Origin of the sequence: Enterobacter sp. MGH119 (assembly GCF_001037675.1) — a bacterium.
Taxonomy (GTDB): Bacteria; Pseudomonadota; Gammaproteobacteria; order Enterobacterales; family Enterobacteriaceae; genus Enterobacter; species Enterobacter hormaechei_C.
In genome coordinates this window covers 50,754-70,486 of the sequence record NZ_KQ089937.1, presented here as the reverse complement: position 1 = coordinate 70,486, position 19,733 = coordinate 50,754, and the positions used below count along the sequence as shown (strand labels likewise).

17 protein-coding genes are annotated in these 19,733 nt (G+C 51.4%); 15 read left to right on the top strand and 2 right to left on the bottom strand.

Features of this window, described 5'->3' with window-relative positions:
- Nucleotides 1-20 precede the first annotated feature (20 nt).
- The 14 genes from SK53_RS22170 (at nt 21) to SK53_RS23700 (ending at nt 15,980) form a co-directional block, all read left to right on the top strand.
- Entirely contained in the window at nt 21-425 is a 405-nt protein-coding gene (locus tag SK53_RS22170) for a DUF6750 family protein (protein ID WP_048210064.1), read from the top strand.
- Between the two features lie 46 nt (nt 426-471).
- On the top strand, nt 472-1,341 hold the full coding sequence (locus tag SK53_RS22165; protein WP_255349783.1) for a conjugal transfer protein TraT: 870 nt from the start codon (nt 472-474) through the stop codon (nt 1,339-1,341).
- A gap of 80 nt (nt 1,342-1,421) precedes the next feature.
- On the top strand, nt 1,422-4,475 hold the full coding sequence (locus tag SK53_RS22160) for a conjugal transfer protein (protein ID WP_048210063.1): 3,054 nt from the start codon (nt 1,422-1,424) through the stop codon (nt 4,473-4,475).
- 131 nt (nt 4,476-4,606) lie between these two features.
- Nucleotides 4,607-5,044, top strand: coding sequence for a hypothetical protein (locus SK53_RS23705; RefSeq protein WP_156174860.1), 438 nt, complete (start codon nt 4,607-4,609; stop codon nt 5,042-5,044).
- A gap of 12 nt (nt 5,045-5,056) precedes the next feature.
- On the top strand, nt 5,057-6,259 hold the full coding sequence (gene traW / locus SK53_RS22155) for a conjugal transfer protein TraW (RefSeq protein ID WP_048210062.1): 1,203 nt from the start codon (nt 5,057-5,059) through the stop codon (nt 6,257-6,259).
- Nucleotides 6,256-6,798 (top strand): conjugal transfer protein TraX, encoded by a 543-nt coding sequence (traX, locus tag SK53_RS22150; protein WP_053070179.1) that lies wholly within the window; start codon nt 6,256-6,258, stop codon nt 6,796-6,798. Before traW ends, traX begins: the two co-directional genes overlap by 4 nt.
- A 57-nt stretch (nt 6,799-6,855) precedes the next feature.
- On the top strand, nt 6,856-9,018 hold the full coding sequence (locus SK53_RS22145) for a DotA/TraY family protein (protein ID WP_048210061.1): 2,163 nt from the start codon (nt 6,856-6,858) through the stop codon (nt 9,016-9,018).
- Between the two features lie 60 nt (nt 9,019-9,078).
- Nucleotides 9,079-9,711, top strand: coding sequence for a plasmid IncI1-type surface exclusion protein ExcA (gene excA, locus SK53_RS22140; protein WP_048210060.1), 633 nt, complete (start codon nt 9,079-9,081; stop codon nt 9,709-9,711).
- A gap of 311 nt (nt 9,712-10,022) precedes the next feature.
- Nucleotides 10,023-11,231, top strand: a complete 1,209-nt coding sequence (locus SK53_RS22135; RefSeq protein ID WP_048210059.1) for a secretion/conjugation apparatus DotM-related subunit — start codon at nt 10,023-10,025, stop codon at nt 11,229-11,231.
- 52 nt (nt 11,232-11,283) lie between these two features.
- Entirely contained in the window at nt 11,284-12,480 is a 1,197-nt protein-coding gene (locus tag SK53_RS22345) for a thioredoxin domain-containing protein (protein WP_053070178.1), read from the top strand.
- Nucleotides 12,481-12,483: 3 nt separating this feature from the next.
- On the top strand, nt 12,484-14,784 hold the full coding sequence (gene trbC, locus SK53_RS22125; RefSeq protein WP_075262556.1) for an F-type conjugative transfer protein TrbC: 2,301 nt from the start codon (nt 12,484-12,486) through the stop codon (nt 14,782-14,784).
- A 72-nt stretch (nt 14,785-14,856) separates the two neighbouring features.
- The gene (locus tag SK53_RS22120) at nt 14,857-15,126 is read left to right on the top strand and encodes a hypothetical protein (RefSeq protein ID WP_048210058.1); all 270 of its coding nucleotides are present in this window, start codon (nt 14,857-14,859) and stop codon (nt 15,124-15,126) included.
- A 143-nt stretch (nt 15,127-15,269) separates the two neighbouring features.
- Nucleotides 15,270-15,554 carry a hypothetical protein gene (locus SK53_RS22115; RefSeq protein WP_048210057.1) on the top strand — a complete coding sequence of 95 codons (285 nt, stop codon included), beginning with the start codon at nt 15,270-15,272 and terminating at the stop codon, nt 15,552-15,554.
- Between the two features lie 222 nt (nt 15,555-15,776).
- Nucleotides 15,777-15,980 carry a hypothetical protein gene (locus SK53_RS23700; protein ID WP_123839396.1) on the top strand — a complete coding sequence of 68 codons (204 nt, stop codon included), beginning with the start codon at nt 15,777-15,779 and terminating at the stop codon, nt 15,978-15,980.
- A gap of 66 nt (nt 15,981-16,046) precedes the next feature.
- Here the strand turns inward: SK53_RS23700 and SK53_RS22110 are convergent, their stop codons facing one another.
- Nucleotides 16,047-18,746 (bottom strand): relaxase/mobilization nuclease domain-containing protein, encoded by a 2,700-nt coding sequence (locus SK53_RS22110; protein ID WP_048210056.1) that lies wholly within the window; start codon nt 18,744-18,746, stop codon nt 16,047-16,049.
- Between the two features lie 21 nt (nt 18,747-18,767).
- Nucleotides 18,768-19,103, bottom strand: coding sequence for a plasmid mobilization protein MobA (gene mobA / locus SK53_RS22105; RefSeq protein WP_048210055.1), 336 nt, complete (start codon nt 19,101-19,103; stop codon nt 18,768-18,770).
- 230 nt (nt 19,104-19,333) lie between these two features.
- Between mobA and SK53_RS22100 the strand changes: the two genes are divergently transcribed.
- Complete coding sequence (locus SK53_RS22100) at nt 19,334-19,642, top strand: hypothetical protein (protein ID WP_048210054.1); 309 nt, start codon at nt 19,334-19,336, stop codon at nt 19,640-19,642.
- Nucleotides 19,643-19,733 lie beyond the last annotated feature (91 nt).

The window sequence follows — 19,733 nt, the reverse complement described above, 5'->3', positions numbered from 1 at the left end:
TTATAACCCAAGGAGACACCATGTCACTTTTCCGTGCTATTTCCGCGCGTATCTATGCCGTTGTTATTTTCTGCCAACTGACCATGATGAAGTTCCGTGAGCGAATGATTCAGGGGCTGTGTGCCCTGGCCACGTTCCTGTTACCCGGTATGGCCTTCGCTGATGGCGATCTCGCCGACATGCTTAGTAGCGCCGCTGCCGGTGCTAAAAGCGGTAAAACTTCCGGTCTGGAAATCGCTCAGGCAATCGGCGTATTCATCTTCATCGGTTCCCTGCTGGCTTTCAAAAAAGTTGGCTCCAACCCGCAAATCACTGTCGGCCGCTGCTGTGCAGGTCTGGCTATCGGCGGTCTGCTGGCTGTCGTCCCTGAAGTAATGAGCCGTACTCAGAAACAGCTTGGTACCAGCTCCGTCAACATCAGCTAACTACAGGGAAAGGGTCGGTGTGTACCGACCCTTTCAGGAGTAAACAATGAGCACAAAGAAAAAAACACCTGACCTTCCGTGGCTCCATCCACTTCCGGTACCTGATGTTGTCCATACTACAACCCCATTACTTCCTCCCCCCGAGAGGGTTTCTGGGGGACGCTGTTTTTGCTGCAGTGCTGACATGAAACATCTGTTTGTGTTACCTGAATCCCTGCCATTAACCAGACTTACGGAAGACGCGCAGGATGCAGAAGCCAGGCTCGTCAGAGCGAAAGACACGCTGGCTCAGCTGGAGTCCCGCCCCACTCCGCAGGTACCGAGCGAATATGAGAAATATACGCGGGCACTGAAAGCCGCACGAACCGGGATGCAGCACGCATCACTTGCAGCCCGCCGCCTCGCTTTGCGCCACATACCCACAGCACTTCTGACCGACTCCAGTCTGCTGTCTGACACTGAACATGCTGAGTTTGAACGGCTCACTCTGCCGTTTAACCTCTGTTACATCTGCCATGCCTGGCATGCCCTTAACGGGTTTGCTGCTGCTCAGGGGGTAATGGTCTGGCTACCGGACCTGCACCCACGTAATGTCGTCGCCCTGAACCGAAAAGCCCTGCAGGCCGTCTTCAGCAACAAACCTGGAAATATTCGGGAAGGTCGACGGGTGCTGTCGGAACTGACTCGGCATCGATTTCCTCTGGAAGAACGCTTCGGAGGTTGGCGCCCTGCTGATTATGCAGATGCGTTAAAACGGTTCCCCCCAGTAATACGCGATGAAATGCGGCAGAAAATGAATGGAGTGGCGTTGATCCTGACGCCGGACTCAGTAACGGACAGTGACGTGCTGTCAGACGCTCCGCGGACAAAAATCTTATCGTCGCAGTCCCCTGGTACCACTGTCACGCAACACTGACGCGCACCTCATCACGCAGATGCGCCCAGAGAAGCGCCGCGCTTAACAATACACGCCATCCTGGTGGAGTCTTCACTGCTATGAATATCAACCGCCTTGTCTTCGCCATTGAAGACGTTATGAACACCTTTTCCCGTTTCGCCGTCTCTGCTGACTTTGTCGACTATTGCGACATTCGCACAGTGATTGGACTGGACAAACAAGACCTGGAGCTCAGACCCTGGCTGGAAGCGCCTTATATTGGCGTTACCCATCATGGCTATTACCTTTCGGTATTCGAGATTTCCGGGGCATTGCGTGAACTGTCAGAAACAGCTTCAGCCGACCACCCGGATGCGTTTGAAGGAATGATTGCGCACCTCGCTTCCACACTCAGCACCACATGGAAAAATATTGGACACAAGTTGGCCTTCATTTTTGAACGTGACCCGGAAAAAGGGCGTGACGAAGTCAGCGCCATGATCGCCCCGCAAAAGCGTTCCATTCAGCACATAGGCATCCAACTAGATGACCTGCTCAATGAAAAGGTGAACGTAATATCCCCATGGCTTGTCCGTGAGCGATGCTGGCTTGCCGTCTGGAGTTCACCGACCCTGGTGAGCCATCAGGAAAGAACCGATTTCAACGCTACCGTTCGGGCCATTCAAGATAAAGCGCCTGTCACGCGTTTTGGCCAGGAGCCCTGGCGCTGGCAAATGTCTGGTCTGAAGATCCGGCATGACAGCTTTATCACCACACTTGAAAAAGCGCTCGTACGCGGAGGAGACGGCTTGCTTGTCCGCCTGCTCGACGTGCCTGAGTTCTGCAACGAAATCAAACGTGAAACAGCACGCAACAGCACATCAGTAGCATGGCGCCCGGCGCTACCTGGAAAGGCCGCGCCATCGGGCACGCATCAGGATGGTGACGCCACAGCTCTGCTTGCTCCCTTCCTGAATCTTCAGGTATTTGGCTGCACACCGAAAACAGAAGGTAATCTGGTGTATGCAGAGGGGCTATGGCACGGCATGGTAGCCATGACGCTGCCGCCTCAGCATCCCAGCCCCTTCAATGACCTGGTTAAGCTGGTTCCACGTGCCGTTCCCTGGCGTATACGGATCGACATCATGCCGGGCGGAATGAAAGCGCTGGGCTGGAAAAAAACTGTTTCATCATTTGGACAATTTATTCCCTCCATTCGTCCGCTTTACGACGCCTTCACACAGCTGGCTGAAACGGATGAACGCGACCCGGTTTGCGTGATGACTATTGTGGCTTCCACTTGGGGACGTACCCGTGAAATATGCACCCGTAATCAGATGCTGCTTGAATCAGCTCTGCAAGGTTGGGGAGTCTGCAGCACGACCACCACCTTCGGTGACCCGCGTCGGGGATGGGTCAATACCATGCTGGCCGCATCAGCAGGCTCAGGTCCCATTCCGCTTTATCCGCCACTCACGCATGCACTTTCTATGCTGCCCTTCAATCGACCGGGTTCTGTCTGGCGCGGGGAAGGTAATTTGATGCTGCACACGGAAGACGGCTGCGCCTGGGAAGTAGGACTGGGTTCGTCACGCCAGAACAAGCACACCGAGCTAGCCCCGGGCGATTCAGGTCTTGGTAAGTCGGTACTGATTAATACCCTGACGGAAATACAGGTATCTTCCGCCCAGGTATCACTTCCTTATGTGGCGCATATCGACAAAGGATTCAGCGCTATGGGGTTAATCCAGCTGATACGTGACAGTCTGCCGGAAGAACGCAAGGACGAAGCAGTCGGTATTATTCTCAGTAACGATCCGTCTAAGTCACGGAATGTGTTCGATATTCTGTACGGTGCCCGAAAGCCAGTGACGCCGGAGAAGCAGTTCATCGCGTCCATGTTGACAGCCTTCTGTATCGAACCGGATAAAGGGACGCCCCCTAACCCGACCGATACCCGGCAGATAGTGAACCGCCTGATTGATCTGGCGTATGACATGCGCAGTGGTATTGAGCCAAATATGTTCCGTTCAAACGTAGAGCCAGAAGTGGATGCGGCGCTTGAATCATCCGGATTGTGGGATGAACACGATCAGGAGTGGTGGACCGCGACACCATGGTACGAAGTGCGTGATCTCCTGCATGAACGTGGACAGTTATCCGCAGCTCAGCGGGCGCACTATCAGGCTGTACCAGAACTTGCTGATATGCCTGCTTTACTCCGAAGTGAAGTGATTCAGGAGAGTTTTGGCAGAATACAGCGCAACGGCTCACAGGAGCCCCTGGTGGAGTACATTGAGCGTTGCATGATTCAGGCCCGACAGGACTATCCAATGATGGCCAGCCGGACGCGTTTTGCGCTGAACCCGAACACACGCATTATTGCTGTAGACTTAAATAACGTCGCTGGCGATAAGACCCCGGCAGGAAGACTGAAAACCGGCATTATGTTCCTCTTCGCCGGCCATATCACAGCAGGTGATTTTACGCTGCCTCAGTACCAGGATGAAGTATTGAAAACGCTCCCGGAAGCCTATCTTCCGGGTATTATGCGGCGTATTAACCAGCTCGACAGCGAAATGAAAACCAAAATCTATGACGAACTGCACAACGTCAAGGGCATTGATTTCATCTTCGAAGCGCTGGATACGCAGGACAGGGAACAGCGTAAGTTTGGTATCCGCACGGTGCTGAGTACACAGTTCCTAACAGATTACCCTAAAAGCCTGCTCGATTCTGCCAACACCCTCTGGCTGCTGCGCTTCCGTCAGGAAGACATTCCCCTTTTACGGGACAGTTTTAAGATCCCCGAACACAATCTTCATGCGTTCCTGCGTATGCCTGCTGGTCCTGCTGCAGACGGCAGTGGCGTACCGATGCTGTGTATGATGCGCACGACCCAGGGCACGCTGGCTCGGATTGTCCGGTTCACACTTGGCCCGCTTGAGCTGTGGTCACTTAACTCAGACAAAAAAGACGGCGCGCTACGACGAAATCTTTCAGGGACGATAGGTACAGCCCGTGCCCGTCAGTTGCTGGCGGAGAAGTTTCCACGCGGATCAGCCAAAAAACTTATTGAGTACAGAGAGCGCAACAGTGGCGTCCGTGGCGATAAGGGCGTCATCGACCTGATGGCAGAAGAAATGATTAACGAACTGGGGTATGACCTTTGATGTGTTCCATTCATCTGACGCCACGCTGCCGCCGCCCGGTAAAGGGTCAGGTCAGACTTTCCCGCCTGATGATTGATGTTAATGGTGTGGAGTTTGTACTACCGTCCCGACACTTCCGAACAGACAGCGCAGTGAACTCACGAGCTGTGTACGCGACCGATCGTCGGGCAGGAGAAGAAGCCTGTGGCCTGCTTCTTGCGCTTAACGCTCAACCACGCCAGCTGGTCACGACGGCCATCTGGCAGGTAAATGAACCAGGCGAACCGGTGCGGGAATCGCGTCATGTGGTCCAGTGGCTGCTGCCTGAAGCTACAGGGACGGTGCTAAGTGATGATACCTGGCTATGGCCGGAGTGGTCAGATACCCCACAGCTCAGCCCGGGAGATTGGCCGGTACTGGATATCACCCCTTCAGCTCACGCTCGCATCGCGCGTCGTGGGCTGACAATCATAGACACCCGCAGCCGGGAAGGACGAATCAGCAGACGCTTTCAGACCTTCCCTCTGGTAGCCCTCGCTCCCGGCACACAGTCAGCCCGCCTTCCTGACGTGTTTACCCCGCTCAAATAAACGGAGAATTTCATGATACAACGTCATCTCCCTGCGCTGGCGCTGGCCATCGCGTCCAGCCTTCCCACTGTTGCCAGTGCTTTAACGGTCAACGTAAACTCCAGCGTTCCGATTACCACTCAAGTCCTGCCTGAGATGGCCACCATCCAGGCAACACTGGTCGAAATACTGCAGATGCAGCAGGCCACCGGCACTGCCATCACACAGAATGCTGACAAGATCGGTGCCCTGATCAATCAGGATGGGCAGGCCACCCGTCAGCAAATGATTTTCAACAATGAAACCCAACGTCTGGAAGAAGCTCGACAGAGTTTCTCGGTCCCGGATTCAATCTGCAGTGATTCTGCCTCCGGCGTGGCAGCACAAAGTAAAAGTGCGTCAGGCAGCACTGCGTCAAAACTATCATCCGGCAAAGGTGTTTCCAGTTCAGCAGTGCGTAAAAGGATTTCCACTGCATCAGAGGAACAGGCACGCGATGCTTTTGACGGTGCGAACGTACATGCTGCGTACTGTACGGCAGCAGAATATGACCGCTTTGGCGGGACTGGTATCTGCCCTGCCGTTAGCCAGATGCCTGGTGGTGACAGCCAGGTACGCTCTATCTATGGCGGTGCAGGACCAGAGGGGCTGGCACCGGCACTTTCCTGGTCACAGGAACAAACCGACGCCGCAATGGCCTACATGAAAAACACGTCTCGCCCATCGGCAGGCCGTACACCTGGAAAAGGTGAAGTCAGTACCGTAACAGGACGCACGTATGTAGGGTTACTCAACGAGTACAACGGTATTATCGATGCCGCCTCTGAGCCTCAGCTCTCGCTGATTGCTGACAGTAAGCCCAGCGAAACAACCCGTGATGCTCTGAAAGAAGCACTACAGTCACCTTCCGCAGCTCAGTATTTTGATGATGTGGCTTCTCCGGAGGCGAAAGCAAAGGGCTACATGAGCCAGCGAGAATTTGAATCGTTTGAGGCCGGGCGTCGATATGCCAATACAGCATATCTGTCCGATCTGCAGCAAATGGACGGGGATAACCTTACGCGTGAACTCATCCGCACCACGGCCCAGATGAACTGGCAACTTAACGACATTAAGGAGTTGCTGCGCAAAGGGAACGTCATCGACGGCCAGCTTCTCGCCGCATTTGCCCGTCAGTCCTATGCCCCGCGCCTGAAACAACTCGAATCTGCTATGAACCAGGGAGCAGCCAAATGACATCTGAAAAAACAGTCACCCCGAAAAAAGGACTCCCCGGTCGTATCACCCGCGGATTGCTGAGCATATTTCTGCCCCTGCAGGAAACGAAGTGGTTTCTGCGATCAGCCCGACACATGACATCACGTAATCTGGAGCGAATGCGTGATGCCTTTCCGGAGCTCAATATCGACGACGAACCGCCAGCATCTCCTGACTGGGAAAAAGCCGTTGCTGAATCCGGGTGTACCCCCGAACAACTCGATAAGGGGTATGTTAGCCAGCGCCGGCGCTGGCGAGTGTTGTTCTGGCTTATGGCTATACCAGTTCCGCTTGCAGCACTGACGCCATTCATTATCGGTGGGAGTATCACTGCACACCAGATCAGCACCTGTGTAGTACTGTTTTCAGGCGCTGGCGTAGCGTGGTCAAAAGCACTAATCGTTACCTACAGATTGTGGCAATTACGCAACCGACGCGTGAGTCTTGCTGAAGGTGGCACCTTCCAGCATTTCAGGAAGGAAACACATGCCGTACGAGATGCCATTCTCGGAAAATAACGGCTCTCCTCTGTCTCCCATCGCCATCCCGGCATTCATGTTTTATCCGGAGTTACCGTGAAAAATTTCTTTCGTGCGCTTTGTGCAGGGCTGTTTATACCTGTTATCCCGGCACGCGCAGGTGTCACTTACGATGACATAGTATCTGCTGCGACCAATGCACAGGATCTCTCCCGACAGGCTCTGGTCACTATTTTCGGCGACGTGGTGCTGGATCCTCTTGCCGCCGGTAGTACCACGATGATCGGGAATCTGTTTGCTCTGTTTAATGGAATTATCGCCGTACTTGCCGTCGTGTGGTTTGTGATTATTGGACTAAAACACATCAATAAAACGGGGCATCAGGGAAAGGTATTCAGTGGGGATCGCGATATCACCAGCACGCTGAGCACCGTTTCGGGATTTATGATGATTATCCCAACCGCCAATGGCTGGAGCATGTCACAGCTCATCATCCTCTGGGGCGCATCGATTATGGGCGTGGGCTCAGCCAACCTGATGGTATCCAAAGCTGCAAGCGATATTGCCAGCGGCTACTCCCTGACTGTTCAGCCCACACAAGCCTCGACCCGCACTTCTGCACGCGGCATTTTTGAGATGCAGTTGTGTAAATACGCGATCAATACAGCGCTGGACGATTACAGCAGCACGGCCAGCTCGACCACTACCAGAATGACGGAAGTATCAGGTTCGTCTGGAGGGAATTATACGTATCGGGTCACAAACGGCAGTGCTGTTTGTGGTACGGCGACGATACCGGAACAACAGAAATCGGACTCATCGTCTGGATCCGGCAGCTTCTTTAACCCCTTCAGTAACAGCGATACCCGTGAAGTCGTGGATGCACAGAACAAAGCTATGGAAGCAATGATTCAGGATATGGACAGTGCGGCCAGCGAGTTTGTTACAGGATTTATGAATAAGCGAACAAACGGTAACGGCACACTCCCGGATATCGAAACACGTATTCAACGAGCTGCCAGCAACTATGAACAAACGGTACAGCGCGCGCTGCCAGCACAGAGTGAGCAAAATGGCATTCAGGATGCAGTCAGTAATTACCTCGAAACATACGGCTGGGCGGCTCTCGGCGCCTGGTATCAGACTTTTGCAACGGCTAACCAACGCCTGACTGAAGTTGCCAGTCGCGCGCCGGCGACCAGTGGGATGTCCTCTCTTGGTGAAATGGGCAGCGGAGATCTGTTCAATGCGGTAATGAGCGCATACAGAACTCAATTGCAGAATTCGAGTTACAGTCCAGCGTTGGGGACCACTATCTCAAACGATGAGCAAACGGCAGTAGATGGTAATGACCCAAATAGTTATTTCATGAAAACTGTCGCCGGGCCTATGCAAAGGTTAACCAATTTCTTAGCAACTTCATTAAGTGGTACAGGCTCTGTAAATGGACAAGTGAACCCGCTTATTAAGATGAAAAATGTTGGAGATTACACGCTGGGAGCTGCCGAAGGCACATTAACTGCATACACCGCTGTTCGAATCATTGCAGCTGCGGGGGAAGGAAGCCTGGTAGGTAAAGCGCTTGATTTATCCACCGGCACAGTCAGCGGGATTAATAAAGGTCTGGATGCTATATCTCCAGCAGTATACTTCCTTCTGTTACTCATGTTCACGGCTGGGTTTACCTTATCAATCTACTTACCATTTATCCCATTCATTTTCTGGATGACAGGGATTGGAAACTGGATTGTCAGCGTTCTTGTTGGCTGCGCTGCTGGCCCTCTATGGGGAGCTACGCATCTGGGTACATCACAGGATCGAGGTAGCCGCGCAGCATACGGTTACATCTATTTGATCGACACCATGATACGACCAACCCTGATGGTATTTGGATTCTTTTTCGCATCTGTCGCAATTATTGCTGTAGGTACAATCTTACACGCATTGTTCGGAGCCGCCCTTGTCAACGTTCAGGCAAACTCTTTGACCGGTGTTTTCAGTCTTGTTGGATTCTTAATGATTTATGCCCGTCTGTGTACAGCTCTAGTATCCAGTATGTTTGCATTACAGGCATATCTACCGGACTACGTGATTTCATTCCTAGGCGGAAGGGATGCAGCCAATACCCTTGGCAGCATGGCTGGCTCAGTAAAAGATATGTTTGTAGCCGGGGGGAGAAATATACGCCATACGCCTGGAGTTAATACGAAGGCCATGAATGGCCCCGGCGAAGCAAATAACGACGGAATTAAAAGTTGAGATGTGGACATCTATCCAGTAGTGCTATAATATTGAGTAAAAATCTAAGGAGGGTTAACTGTGAAAGATAGATTCCCTAAATGGTGGCTTCCATATTATGTAGTCAGAACTCTTTTTTTGCGGTTTGGGGTTATTACATTGGCTTTACTTGCTCCGTTATTTACTCTATACGTAGCAAGTGGGGACTATGTTACTGGAAGTGACTATGTTTTTCTCTTTAGCCTTTGGTTTATGCTGTTCGCTCCTTTCATCATAAATTACGGAATAGCGAATAATCGCAAAAAAAAGATGTTTGCGGTTATTGAGAAAATCAAGGAAACAGGACTTTTCAAGCCGGAAAGTAACTCTGAAGGCTGGCTCTTTTGGCAGAGTACCTACCTGGGTTTCGACTTTCAGAAAGGAACGTTTTTGTACGTTCGAATCTACCCAGGCAACGTCATGGATGTCATTGGCTTCGATGCATATAGCCTGACACGTACGGAAGTTGAAGATTCTAAGTTGCGTCTGTTCACAAAGTTCACATCGCTGCCGATGATTCCTATCGATACCGGTGCTGCATCCAATATTGCTAACCATTTGCATGCAATGAACAATAAAGGATACAGCTATGACTTTAACTTCAATGATGTTGTGAATAAAAAACGTGCCGAGATAGAAGCCCTGACAGGACTGCCAGTTCCCGTTCTTGCCTGAGAGACATCTACTACCCTCCAATAAATAGCCGGTTTAATTACCGGCTATTTTTATTAGCGCAGATCATTGCACTAAATATTCTCACTAAAACAGCTAATAATGATAAATGGCACACTACCCCTCCTTATTGACTTCCGCCCAAATAAAGGAGATCCATATCAGATCCTCAATAACTTAATGTTTAATCAATCAATATAATATCGCCTACCGTAGTAATCAGAAAATACCCTTGCTGACTTTCCGTAAGCTCAGCCACTAATGCCCTCTTTTATTCAGTTAGCCTTCATCGTTTTTATTTAGGGAGCTTTTTCATGACATCCGCTCGCGCGGGAACGACTGACCCGCTTGAATTTCTCGGTGCCCTCGCCATCCTGGGCATTATGGTTCTGCTTGTCGCATGGCTGTACCTTCCCGAGTTTGTGTACTGGTCATGTTTCATTTTGCATATCCTGTGGGGCATGGCTGACTTTGGACCTTTCCACACCTGGGCCGCACCGCGCTATAACCTGTTGGCAGTCACCGCCAATAATGCCGAATACGTTACGTACGATCAGTGGATCAACGTGATGGAGCAAACGACGGGGATCTTGATGATATTCCTCATTCCTCTGTCCACTGCGTCCCTATGGAGCTGGTTACGCCATCCGGCTCGCAACTGGCAAACACGACGGGTACTCAACATCAGTACGCTGCCGTTCGCCATGGAAGCCATTTCCCCTGCAATTGCACCCATCCTTAGTGAGGGAGATGCCACTCGCCTCCTGTTGGATAAACGTCGTCCGGAAAGACGTCCGGCACAAAGTCCAGAGGGTTTCGCAGAAGAGCATAAACTCATCAGCAACATGCAGCTCGATGTTGCCAGCTGCCGGGCTGTTTTCATGGCACAGCTGGGGCGCCCGCTGAATGGATGGAAAAGCCTTGCTCCACACGAAAAAGCGCTGTTCGCAATCTTCGGGCTTCAGTTCTTCCTGGACGATCGCCCGGCAGCGAAAGCCCTGATGGATGAACTGAACCGGTCCTGCCGTCTCAAAAGTCGCCGTGATAAGGGGAAATTCTCAGTACCGGTCTATGCACTGGCCAGAACCGCCTTTAAGCGCGTCATCCAGAGCGAAGGTGCGAATCAGTGGCTGAATGAGCACCGTTACGTCAGAAGTGGCCTGGTCTGGCTGTACGCACATGATTTACGGCTGACACCGCCTAACTGGTTATGGCTCAAGGGAGTGGACCGCACCCTCTTCTATGCCCTGCACCGGGCAAACACCACCAAAGGATTTATTGAAGGAGCGGGTATCGTCGCCGTCACCCGCACCGAAAGTGAGGCTATCCGACTCGGATTGCCTTGTCCGCAAGCCTGCGTCGATGAAGCCATTGAGGGACTGCGCATCGATATGCTGTCCCTGGGGCTAATCTGGGACGAACCTCAGCCAGACCGCGATCGCAAGCGTCGCATCCGGACCAACTGGTCACTGACGGAAGATGTCATCTCTCGCCCGGGAGGCGACGACGATTCCATCTTCTGAAAATCCGCACATTTCTAACACTAATTAACCTACAGTCTATCGGAGTCTCCTTATGTCGCAGGAAAGTACCTACACCACCTTTCGTTTTAACGACACCATTGTGGTTTTACATCAACATGGGCACGGCGTTCCGCAGGCCCTGCTCATCTTCCGAGAACCACAGCGCATGGCCATTCATGATAAAAAGCTCATTGCCTTTTATGCGTATTCAACAGAAGCCGTGACGCTTCTTGATGACCCGATGCACAATGCGGTCGAAGTCTTCAACACCATAGCAATGCAACTCAAAACTCAGAGCAAGGTAGCGATAAAACGGCGAATTAAAGCCCTTGCCTTGTTTGTTGGCGGTGCGCTGATCGCGTCTTCGTTATGGCTAATGGGAACAGGCAACCATTCTTCACTCATTGTTGGTAGCACTGAAGTGACGGACCCCGCAGGGCCTGACACGATTCCCTCTGTTAAGCCACGGCAGACTGCTGCTCTTCAGGGACAACCCAAAATGACTGTTCCGCCGGCGACTGGCAATACAGTCAGCCAGGCTGCGCAGGCTGAATCCAACAACATGCAGAATATTATGAAGGAAAGTCATAAATCTTTACCGGACTCCCCTTCTGAAGCACTGCAGACAGCAACGGCACAGGTAATACCGCCCACTCCAGTAAAAACAGAAGCGACGGAACAGTCAGCACGACAGAAGATGGTAGACATCCTGAAGCGCAGTACCGATCGCGGTCTGTTTACCATCCAGCTGTCAACTGGCCATGAACGTACGCTGTATGCATTCCTCGATCCAACCTGTGCTGTCTGCAGAAGTATGGAGCCGGCAATCGAACAACTGGCACAGCATTACAACGTGGTTATTTTCCCTGTCTCAGTTGTCAATGACGGCGGCGATGCCGTAGAGAAGATCGTCCCGGTATTGTGCGAGAAGGACCAGACAGCGCGTGCTGTAGCATGGAGCGAGCTTTTCCGACCGGACGCAGGTTTGCAGGTTCCGGGTCAGGCAACACCTCCACTGATTAGCTCAGACTGTTCAACGTCGGCTCAAGCCGTTGTGGCCGTAAACGATACAGGTTTCCGCACATTCGGTTTTTCAGGTACGCCGACAGTACTGACCGACTCAGGCATTCGCCTGGCAACAGGCATGCTGGACGCACCGGATAAAATTGCTCACTTCCTGAAAATTACCGATCCAATGTCACCAGAACAGGTTGACCGTTTTGTGAGTTCCCTCAGTATCCAGGAGTAACCCATGAATAATACGCCCGTTAATCAGGCGCTCATGAAGCGCAATGCCTGGAACTCCCCTGTTCTTGAGCTTATGCGAGACCACCTGCTATATGCTGGAATTATGGCAGGGAGTGTGGTGGCGGGATTTATCTGGCCACTAGCCATACCGCTTTTGCTTTTGCTGGCCATCGTGGCCAGCATCAGCTTCGGTACCCACCGCTGGCGTATGCCAATGCGAATGCCTGTCCACCTTAATAAAGTAGACCCCTCTGAAGACAGGAAGGTACGACGCAGTCTGTTCAGAGTGTTTCCCTCACTGTTTCAGTATGAAACAACGCAGGAAAGCAAAGGTAAGGGGATATTCTACATGGGCTATAAGCGAATGAATGATATCGGACGAGAGCTGTGGCTCACCATCGATGATCTGACACGGCATGTGATGTTCTTTGCTTCGACCGGTGGCGGAAAAACCGAAACCATCTATGCGTGGATGCTCAATTCATTTTGCTGGGGACGTGGCTTCACCTTTGTTGACGGCAAGGCGCAGAACGACACGGCGCGCACCTGCTACTATCTGGCCCGCCGCTTTGGGCGTGAGGATGATGTGGAGTACATCAACTTCATGAACAGCGGCATGTCCCGTAGCGAGATGATCCAGAACGGAGATAAAAGTCGACCGCAGTCTCACCAGTGGAACCCCTTCTGCTATAGCACTGAGGCCTTTGTTGCTGAGACGATGCAATCAATGCTGCCGACCAACGTACAAGGTGGAGAATGGCAGTCCAGAGCGATTGCCATGAACAAGGCGCTGGTCTTTGGTACAAAGTTTTACTGTGTCCGTGAAAACAAAACCATGTCATTGCAGCTGCTGCGCGAGTTTATGCCGCTGGAAAAACTGGCCGGGCTTTACTGCCGTGCCGTAGATGATCAGTGGCCAGAAGAAGCTGTCTCTCCCCTCTATAATTATCTGGTAGACGTACCTGGTTTCGATATGGCCACCGTGCGACAGCCTTCAGCCTGGACAGAAGAGCCGCGTAAGCAGCACAGCTACCTGACGGGTCAGTTTCTGGAAACCTTCAACACCTTCACCGAGACGTTCGGCAATATCTTCGCTGAGGATGCCGGCGACATCGATATTCGCGATAGTATTCACAGCGACCGCATCCTCCTGGTGTTGATCCCGGCCATGAACACATCTCAACACACAACCTCTGCACTGGGGAGAATGTTTGTTACCCAGCAGAGCATGATCCTGGCCCGCGATCTTGGACACAAGCTGGAGGGACTGGACTCCGAAGCCCTCGAAATCACTAAATACAAAGGCCAATTTCCCTACATGAATTATCTCGATGAGGTGGGAGCCTACTACACTGAGCGTATTGCCGTTCAGGCTACGCAGGTACGTTCCCTGGAGTTCGCGCTAATCATGATGAGCCAGGACCAGGAACGCATTGAAAACCAGACTTCGGCGGCCAACGTTGCAACCCTAATGCAGAACGCCGGCACCAAAGTCGCCGGAAAAATCGTGAGTGATGATAAGACGGCAAGAACAATCAGTAATGCAGCAGGACAGGAAGCCCGGGCGAACATGGTCAGTCTGCAGCGGCAGGATGGTATCATTGGAACCTCCTGGATCGATGGCGACCACATCAATATCCAGATGGAGAACAAAATCAATGTGCAGGATCTGATTAAGCTGCAGCCTGGTGAGAACTACACGGTATTTCAGGGCGATCCGGTACCCGGAGCTTCCTTCTACATCGAGTCTCAGGACAAAACCTGCAATGCGCCCGTCATTATCAATCGATACATCACGATTAATCCACCGAACCTTAAGCAACTACGTAAACTTGTCCCACGAACCGCGCAGCGCCGTCTTCCTGCACCGGAGAATGTCAGCAAAATCATTGGCGTTCTGACAGAAAAGCCGTCGCGTCGGCGTAAGGCGGCCAGAGCTGCCCCCTGGAAGATAATCGATACCTTTCAGCAGCGTCTGGCCAATAGACAGGAAGCGCACAATCTGATGACAGAATATGACATGAACCACAGCGGACGGGAGGAAAACCTCTGGGAAGAAGCGCTGGAGATCATCAGAACCACCACTATGGCAGAACGAACAATTCGGTACATCACGCTCAATAAGCCTGAATCGGAATCGACGGAAGTAAACGCAGAAGAAATTAAGTTGGCTCCAGATGCGATATTGAGGACGCTGACACTCCCGCAACCGGCTTATGTTCCTCCAGCCAGGTATCGAAACGAGCCATTTATCTCTCCAAAACAGCCTGGTTCACCGCACCCAGATATGGAGTGGCCAGAGTGATAAATAAAAAAATCGTCGTGTTTCAGGAACCGCTGCCGATAAACAAAATGATATAGCACAGAAGGAAATGAAATGAAGAAGCTACTATTCGCCGCCCTCTTTGGTTTTTCATGCGTTGCCGCTGCTGCGCCCCAACCCGTTATTGACACCGATGCCGTGGCGCAGCTAACTGAAATCCGCAACATCCTCCTCACGAACCAGCAGAAGGCGTACGCCTGCTCCGATGGCGAAAAGCTTTATACCGTCGGGCTTCAGATAAAACATGACGGTTCGGAATACAAATGTGTTTTAAAGAATGACCACGCGGAATGGGAAGTAGTCCCACGCATTGCATTTAACTAAAAAAGGCCGCGAAAGCGGCCTTTTTTACACCCCTCGTTTAATTCTCCGCGCCACCTAGACACAACAGTCATTCTGCCCAGTTCTGCTGGCTGTGCGGGATCTGGCCTAGTATAATTCGTGTACAGAAATACGGAGGTGTGGTCATGCCATTAAATATAATTAATAGAAAATCCAGGCTGTTGAATGCACTGCTTGGGCTAACAGGTACAGCCGCTATCATTGCTTTGGTTGTTGGCATTATGCCTCTTAACATGACGACACTTTCACCAGATGACCAGAATACGCTATCAAATATCCATGAGCTTACGAGCTGGATGAAAGCCGATTGTAAGAAAATGAAGCTGGAAGATTTTCATCTTGAGAACGATCCCGCTTATCTCAGAGACATTTCTCGCAAGTTAGCAGAGGAATGTATTTCCGGTAATTAATTCCTGTAGAATTGCTGGCATTCTGTCAGCTGCAGCTGCGCGGCCATGCTCAAAAATGCTGGCGTATTTTCCTCTCCGGATGCGTAGCCGGTCGCAGAACTGCTGGCAAACCCTGTCTGTTACGTAATCCTCTCACCACGCTGGACGTTCAGGTTGTTCTGTCCAGTTCTGCTGGCTGTACGGGAGATTGATAAGTATGATTGATAAAAGAGGGGGCAGAGAATGAACATTCCTAAACAGACACTGGTTTTATCTATTGCAGGTTGCTCACTTCAGTTATTCTTTATTTTCGCTTCTTTCATAGGTGCTGATGATAGTTTTGCTGTCTTCTGGACATCATGCGGCTTTGCCTATGTATTGCTTGCGTTCCATGTAGTCACTGGCGTTGTCGCTTGTTATGACATAAAACATCCACTAAAAGTTTAAAAGGCCGCATCTGCGGCCTTTTTTATTTCTTATCTGCGGGCTAAATTCCATCTGATCCCCGAATGATTATAACGGTGAAGGTGGTTTCCAGTTTGATTCTGGCGCATTGCCCACAGCTTCTGTATTACTCCCTTGGTTCGTCATTTCAGCAAAGCGTATCTCGCTTTCAACACGTACCTGGTCGATGTCCGGCCGCGAGATCTGATATTCATCGTCATCACGGTGGTTCACGTTGTGCCATGCCACCATTTTGGCAAATGCTGTATTGAACTGCTCATTATTCCCTTCCGGTGCCATCGCGACGGTAGAAGAACGGCTAAAGAGCACCGGCGCTACCTTGACCATATCCCTCTTGAGCGCATCGTAATCGCCGGTGTTTCGGAAAATTACCCTGTCGCCATAGTCGGTACAAATGTGACGACCGGTCTCCGGGTCACGGAACTGGACGCGTCCATTTTTCTTCAGTGAAGCCTGCAGACCAGGAACACCGGAATACATCGGCGTGCCACCAGGCTCACAGATTACAACACATCTGCTGTCTGTCGTGGATTTCACCGCATTACCTCGACGATCCCTGTAATCCCATCCTCTCAGCTGCGATATCGCAGCCTTGTCACCTTTCACCGCTTCAGCTTCCACCCACTGCCGGTAAGACGGCGGATACCATTTCCCCTGCCCGATAAGTTCAGCTCGTTCAGCCTTCATGGCTTCTTTAAGAGTAATTAGTGCCTGCATGCGCTGAAGCTCTGCAATATGATAATGCAGCTTCCTGACCAGAGGGTCACGATGTTCGATGCGGATGCGCGCTTTACGCATCCTGCATTCGTCATGAATCACCTGGTAACGTTCACGTCCATGCAAATCAGGCCGCTGCCAGTTAGCCCGCCAGGCAGCGTAACGGGCTTTCAGATCTTCTCGCGCAGCTGCGCGCGCTTCACGGCGCTGGCGACGCAATTCAGGATCACGCTTCATACCAGGAATATCGCGGTCGCTCACGGCCAGTTCCGGATTGTAACGGCTAACCGGCTTAACACGTTCAAAGATGTCTGCCGGCACCGAAACAAACGAACCAGCATGAGGTTCCGCACGCGCAAGCGTCAGATCAGGATGAACGTGGCTGGCCTTTACAGGGGTCTGTTCGTGATTGTAAGCGTCCATCACGACCAGTCCCTGCTGCTCGCGCATCAGCAGTAACCCCTGACGAGCCAGTAGCTCATGACAGCGTTCCCAGGAAAATTGTTTACTGCCGATAAGCATCTCAATGTCCTGACGGCAGTGTGAAACCGCATAACCCCAGAGGCTTTCCTTATCAGAGAAAATCTCACGTTTCAGCGCCCCCTGCGGGCCCGAACCTGTTCGCAGTTTTCGCCATTCCCGATCGGATACTGGGGTGGCTTCCAGACCGCCGCCGGTGAACTGTTCCGCAGGGGGAACCTGCTGGAAAATGTCTTTCGGTACCGGCTGCCAGCCTCCTTTATACGAGTCCAGAGTAGCCTTCGTTAGTGCAGGCCACACACGTTCCGCCCTGACAGGTGTGCGAGTTGGGTCATACCCGTCACAGATAACCAGACGGTCATGCTGTTCTTTCAGATACAGTCCAGACTGGGCCAGAAGTGTATGCACTGACTGTATGGTTCGTTGCGTTGGATCCTGATCAAGTGCAATCAGCGGCGCACGTAAACGTGCGGTCGCATAGTCCGATAAGGATTCTTTTTCTGTCATCCGTTCAGGGCGAGACGGCATAATAATCTTGTCTGGTTCGTAGCGACCGACAGCCGAAACTCGCGAGAAAATGTCCTGTGCAGGGGGAACAAACTCACCCAGTTTACGAGTAAGTTTATCGGTATCAAAAGCATGACCAAACGCGGAAAGCGTAACGCCAGGACGTTCACTGTCCCACCCATCCTTCACTTTTATCTCGCCGCTATCCTTTATCAGGAACAGACCTTCTTTCGCAAAACGCTGATGGAGAGAAGACCAGTCGGTAACAGGTGACTCCCGTAAACCAGCTATTGCCGTGTCAGCGATATATTCTCTCAGGCTCTGATTGCGACCACGTTTCCATGCACTTTGACGATCGCGTTCAACAGAAGTACGACGAACAATACGATTATCAGGGGCAATCACATAGCAGCCATTGTCTGGCGAAAAGCCATGTTTGAGCTCCAGCTCACGACAGGCCTTACTCAGTTTTTCCTGACTGTAAGCAAGACGGTTCAGATAACCAGTCTCCGGATGTACGCGGTTTACAGCGATGTGAACGTGGAGATTATCCGTGTCAGTGTGAACGGCAGCAACGAACTGATGGCCGACTAAACCGAGACGGGAAAGTGTATGGCTGACCGAATCGTAAATCTGTTCCGGGCGCGGGCTTTCATGAGATTGCCAGCTCAAAATATAGTGGAATACAGGGTCGCTTTTGTTATGGGCAAACTTCGCTTTACGGGCGGAGAACTCCATTTCTTCTGCTGCACTTTCAATTGATGTGCAGTTGTGAAAACAGGTCACACCGTAAAAATTCACCCATTCCCCGCCGTCAGGCATCACATCAACCAGCGAGATAAACGACTCATCGCGCAGCTTAGTGGCGTAGTCAACCAGACGGGAAAAGCGACTGCTGTGCGGCATTTCTGGCTTTGTACCGGAAGCTATCACGGCTTCCATTAAATCATCATCGCGCGGTTCATCACGAACAGAAACATACGACACCAGGTCCCCAAAGGAGGACTTGCCGTCTTGTCGTTTCGGTGGAATAACCGGGATCATGATGTTGTACTTTTCTCCGTGCTAATCGTTGTTCATGAGTTTGTTTCTGAGCGTTGTCGACAGTTCTGTTATTGCGACAAGGACCGTGGAGTACTCCTTATCCCCCACTCGTTTCCCTTCAACAAAGAGATGCTTTTGCAGTCTCCCCAGCCTTAACAGCTCGGTCATAAAGCTGTCGTCGATGAGTGAAATCATTTTCCTGTTCATCGCAGCGTTACGGATATAAGCCGATACGCTTTGCCCTACTGCTTCCGCTTTCTGTTCAATCTCTTCGATTTCATCCGGCGTGAATCTCAGGGTCTTGATTACGGTTTTCTGCCGTTTATCACTTCCCCTTCGGGATGTTTTGTCGCTCATATGTGCTCCTTACTCGGGTGTCGGGGCGGAGCCCTGACCAGGTGGCATTTGTAATATCGTGCGTGCGCGGTATTACAAATGCACATCCTGTCCCGTCTTTCGAGCCATTATACGCTTCGCTGACTGTTTCGCCTAGTGGCGATTTGACGGCATAGGCAGTGCGGAACACTGCCACTTTTCAGTGGTCAATGTTATGATTTGGATGACAATATTCTTAAAGAGGCAAGAAGATGAGTAAGAAGGCATTTTATTCAGATGAAGATATCGAGTTGGCAAAAGTTGCACTGGCTGGATTACCGGATCTGACATCTCAACGCAAATCACAAAAGGAATTTCTGGATGCAATCCGTGATGACCTGTTAGCACTGGTCAAAACGAAAGGTTACACAGTCTCAGACCTTAAAGAGACACTAAAAACCACGGGGTATGAAATCAGTGAGAGAGCACTTCGTGAAATCGTTCGTGATGCTGATAAAAACAAACCAGCCCGTAAAAATCGCAGGTCGACGCCAGGAAATTCGTCATCACCAACGAAATAATTCCTGCATCCTGAAGATATGATGTACTGATATTTTTCTTACCTGGCTGAAATATTTTTTCAGCCAGGTAAGAAGGGCGACGATGTAGAAA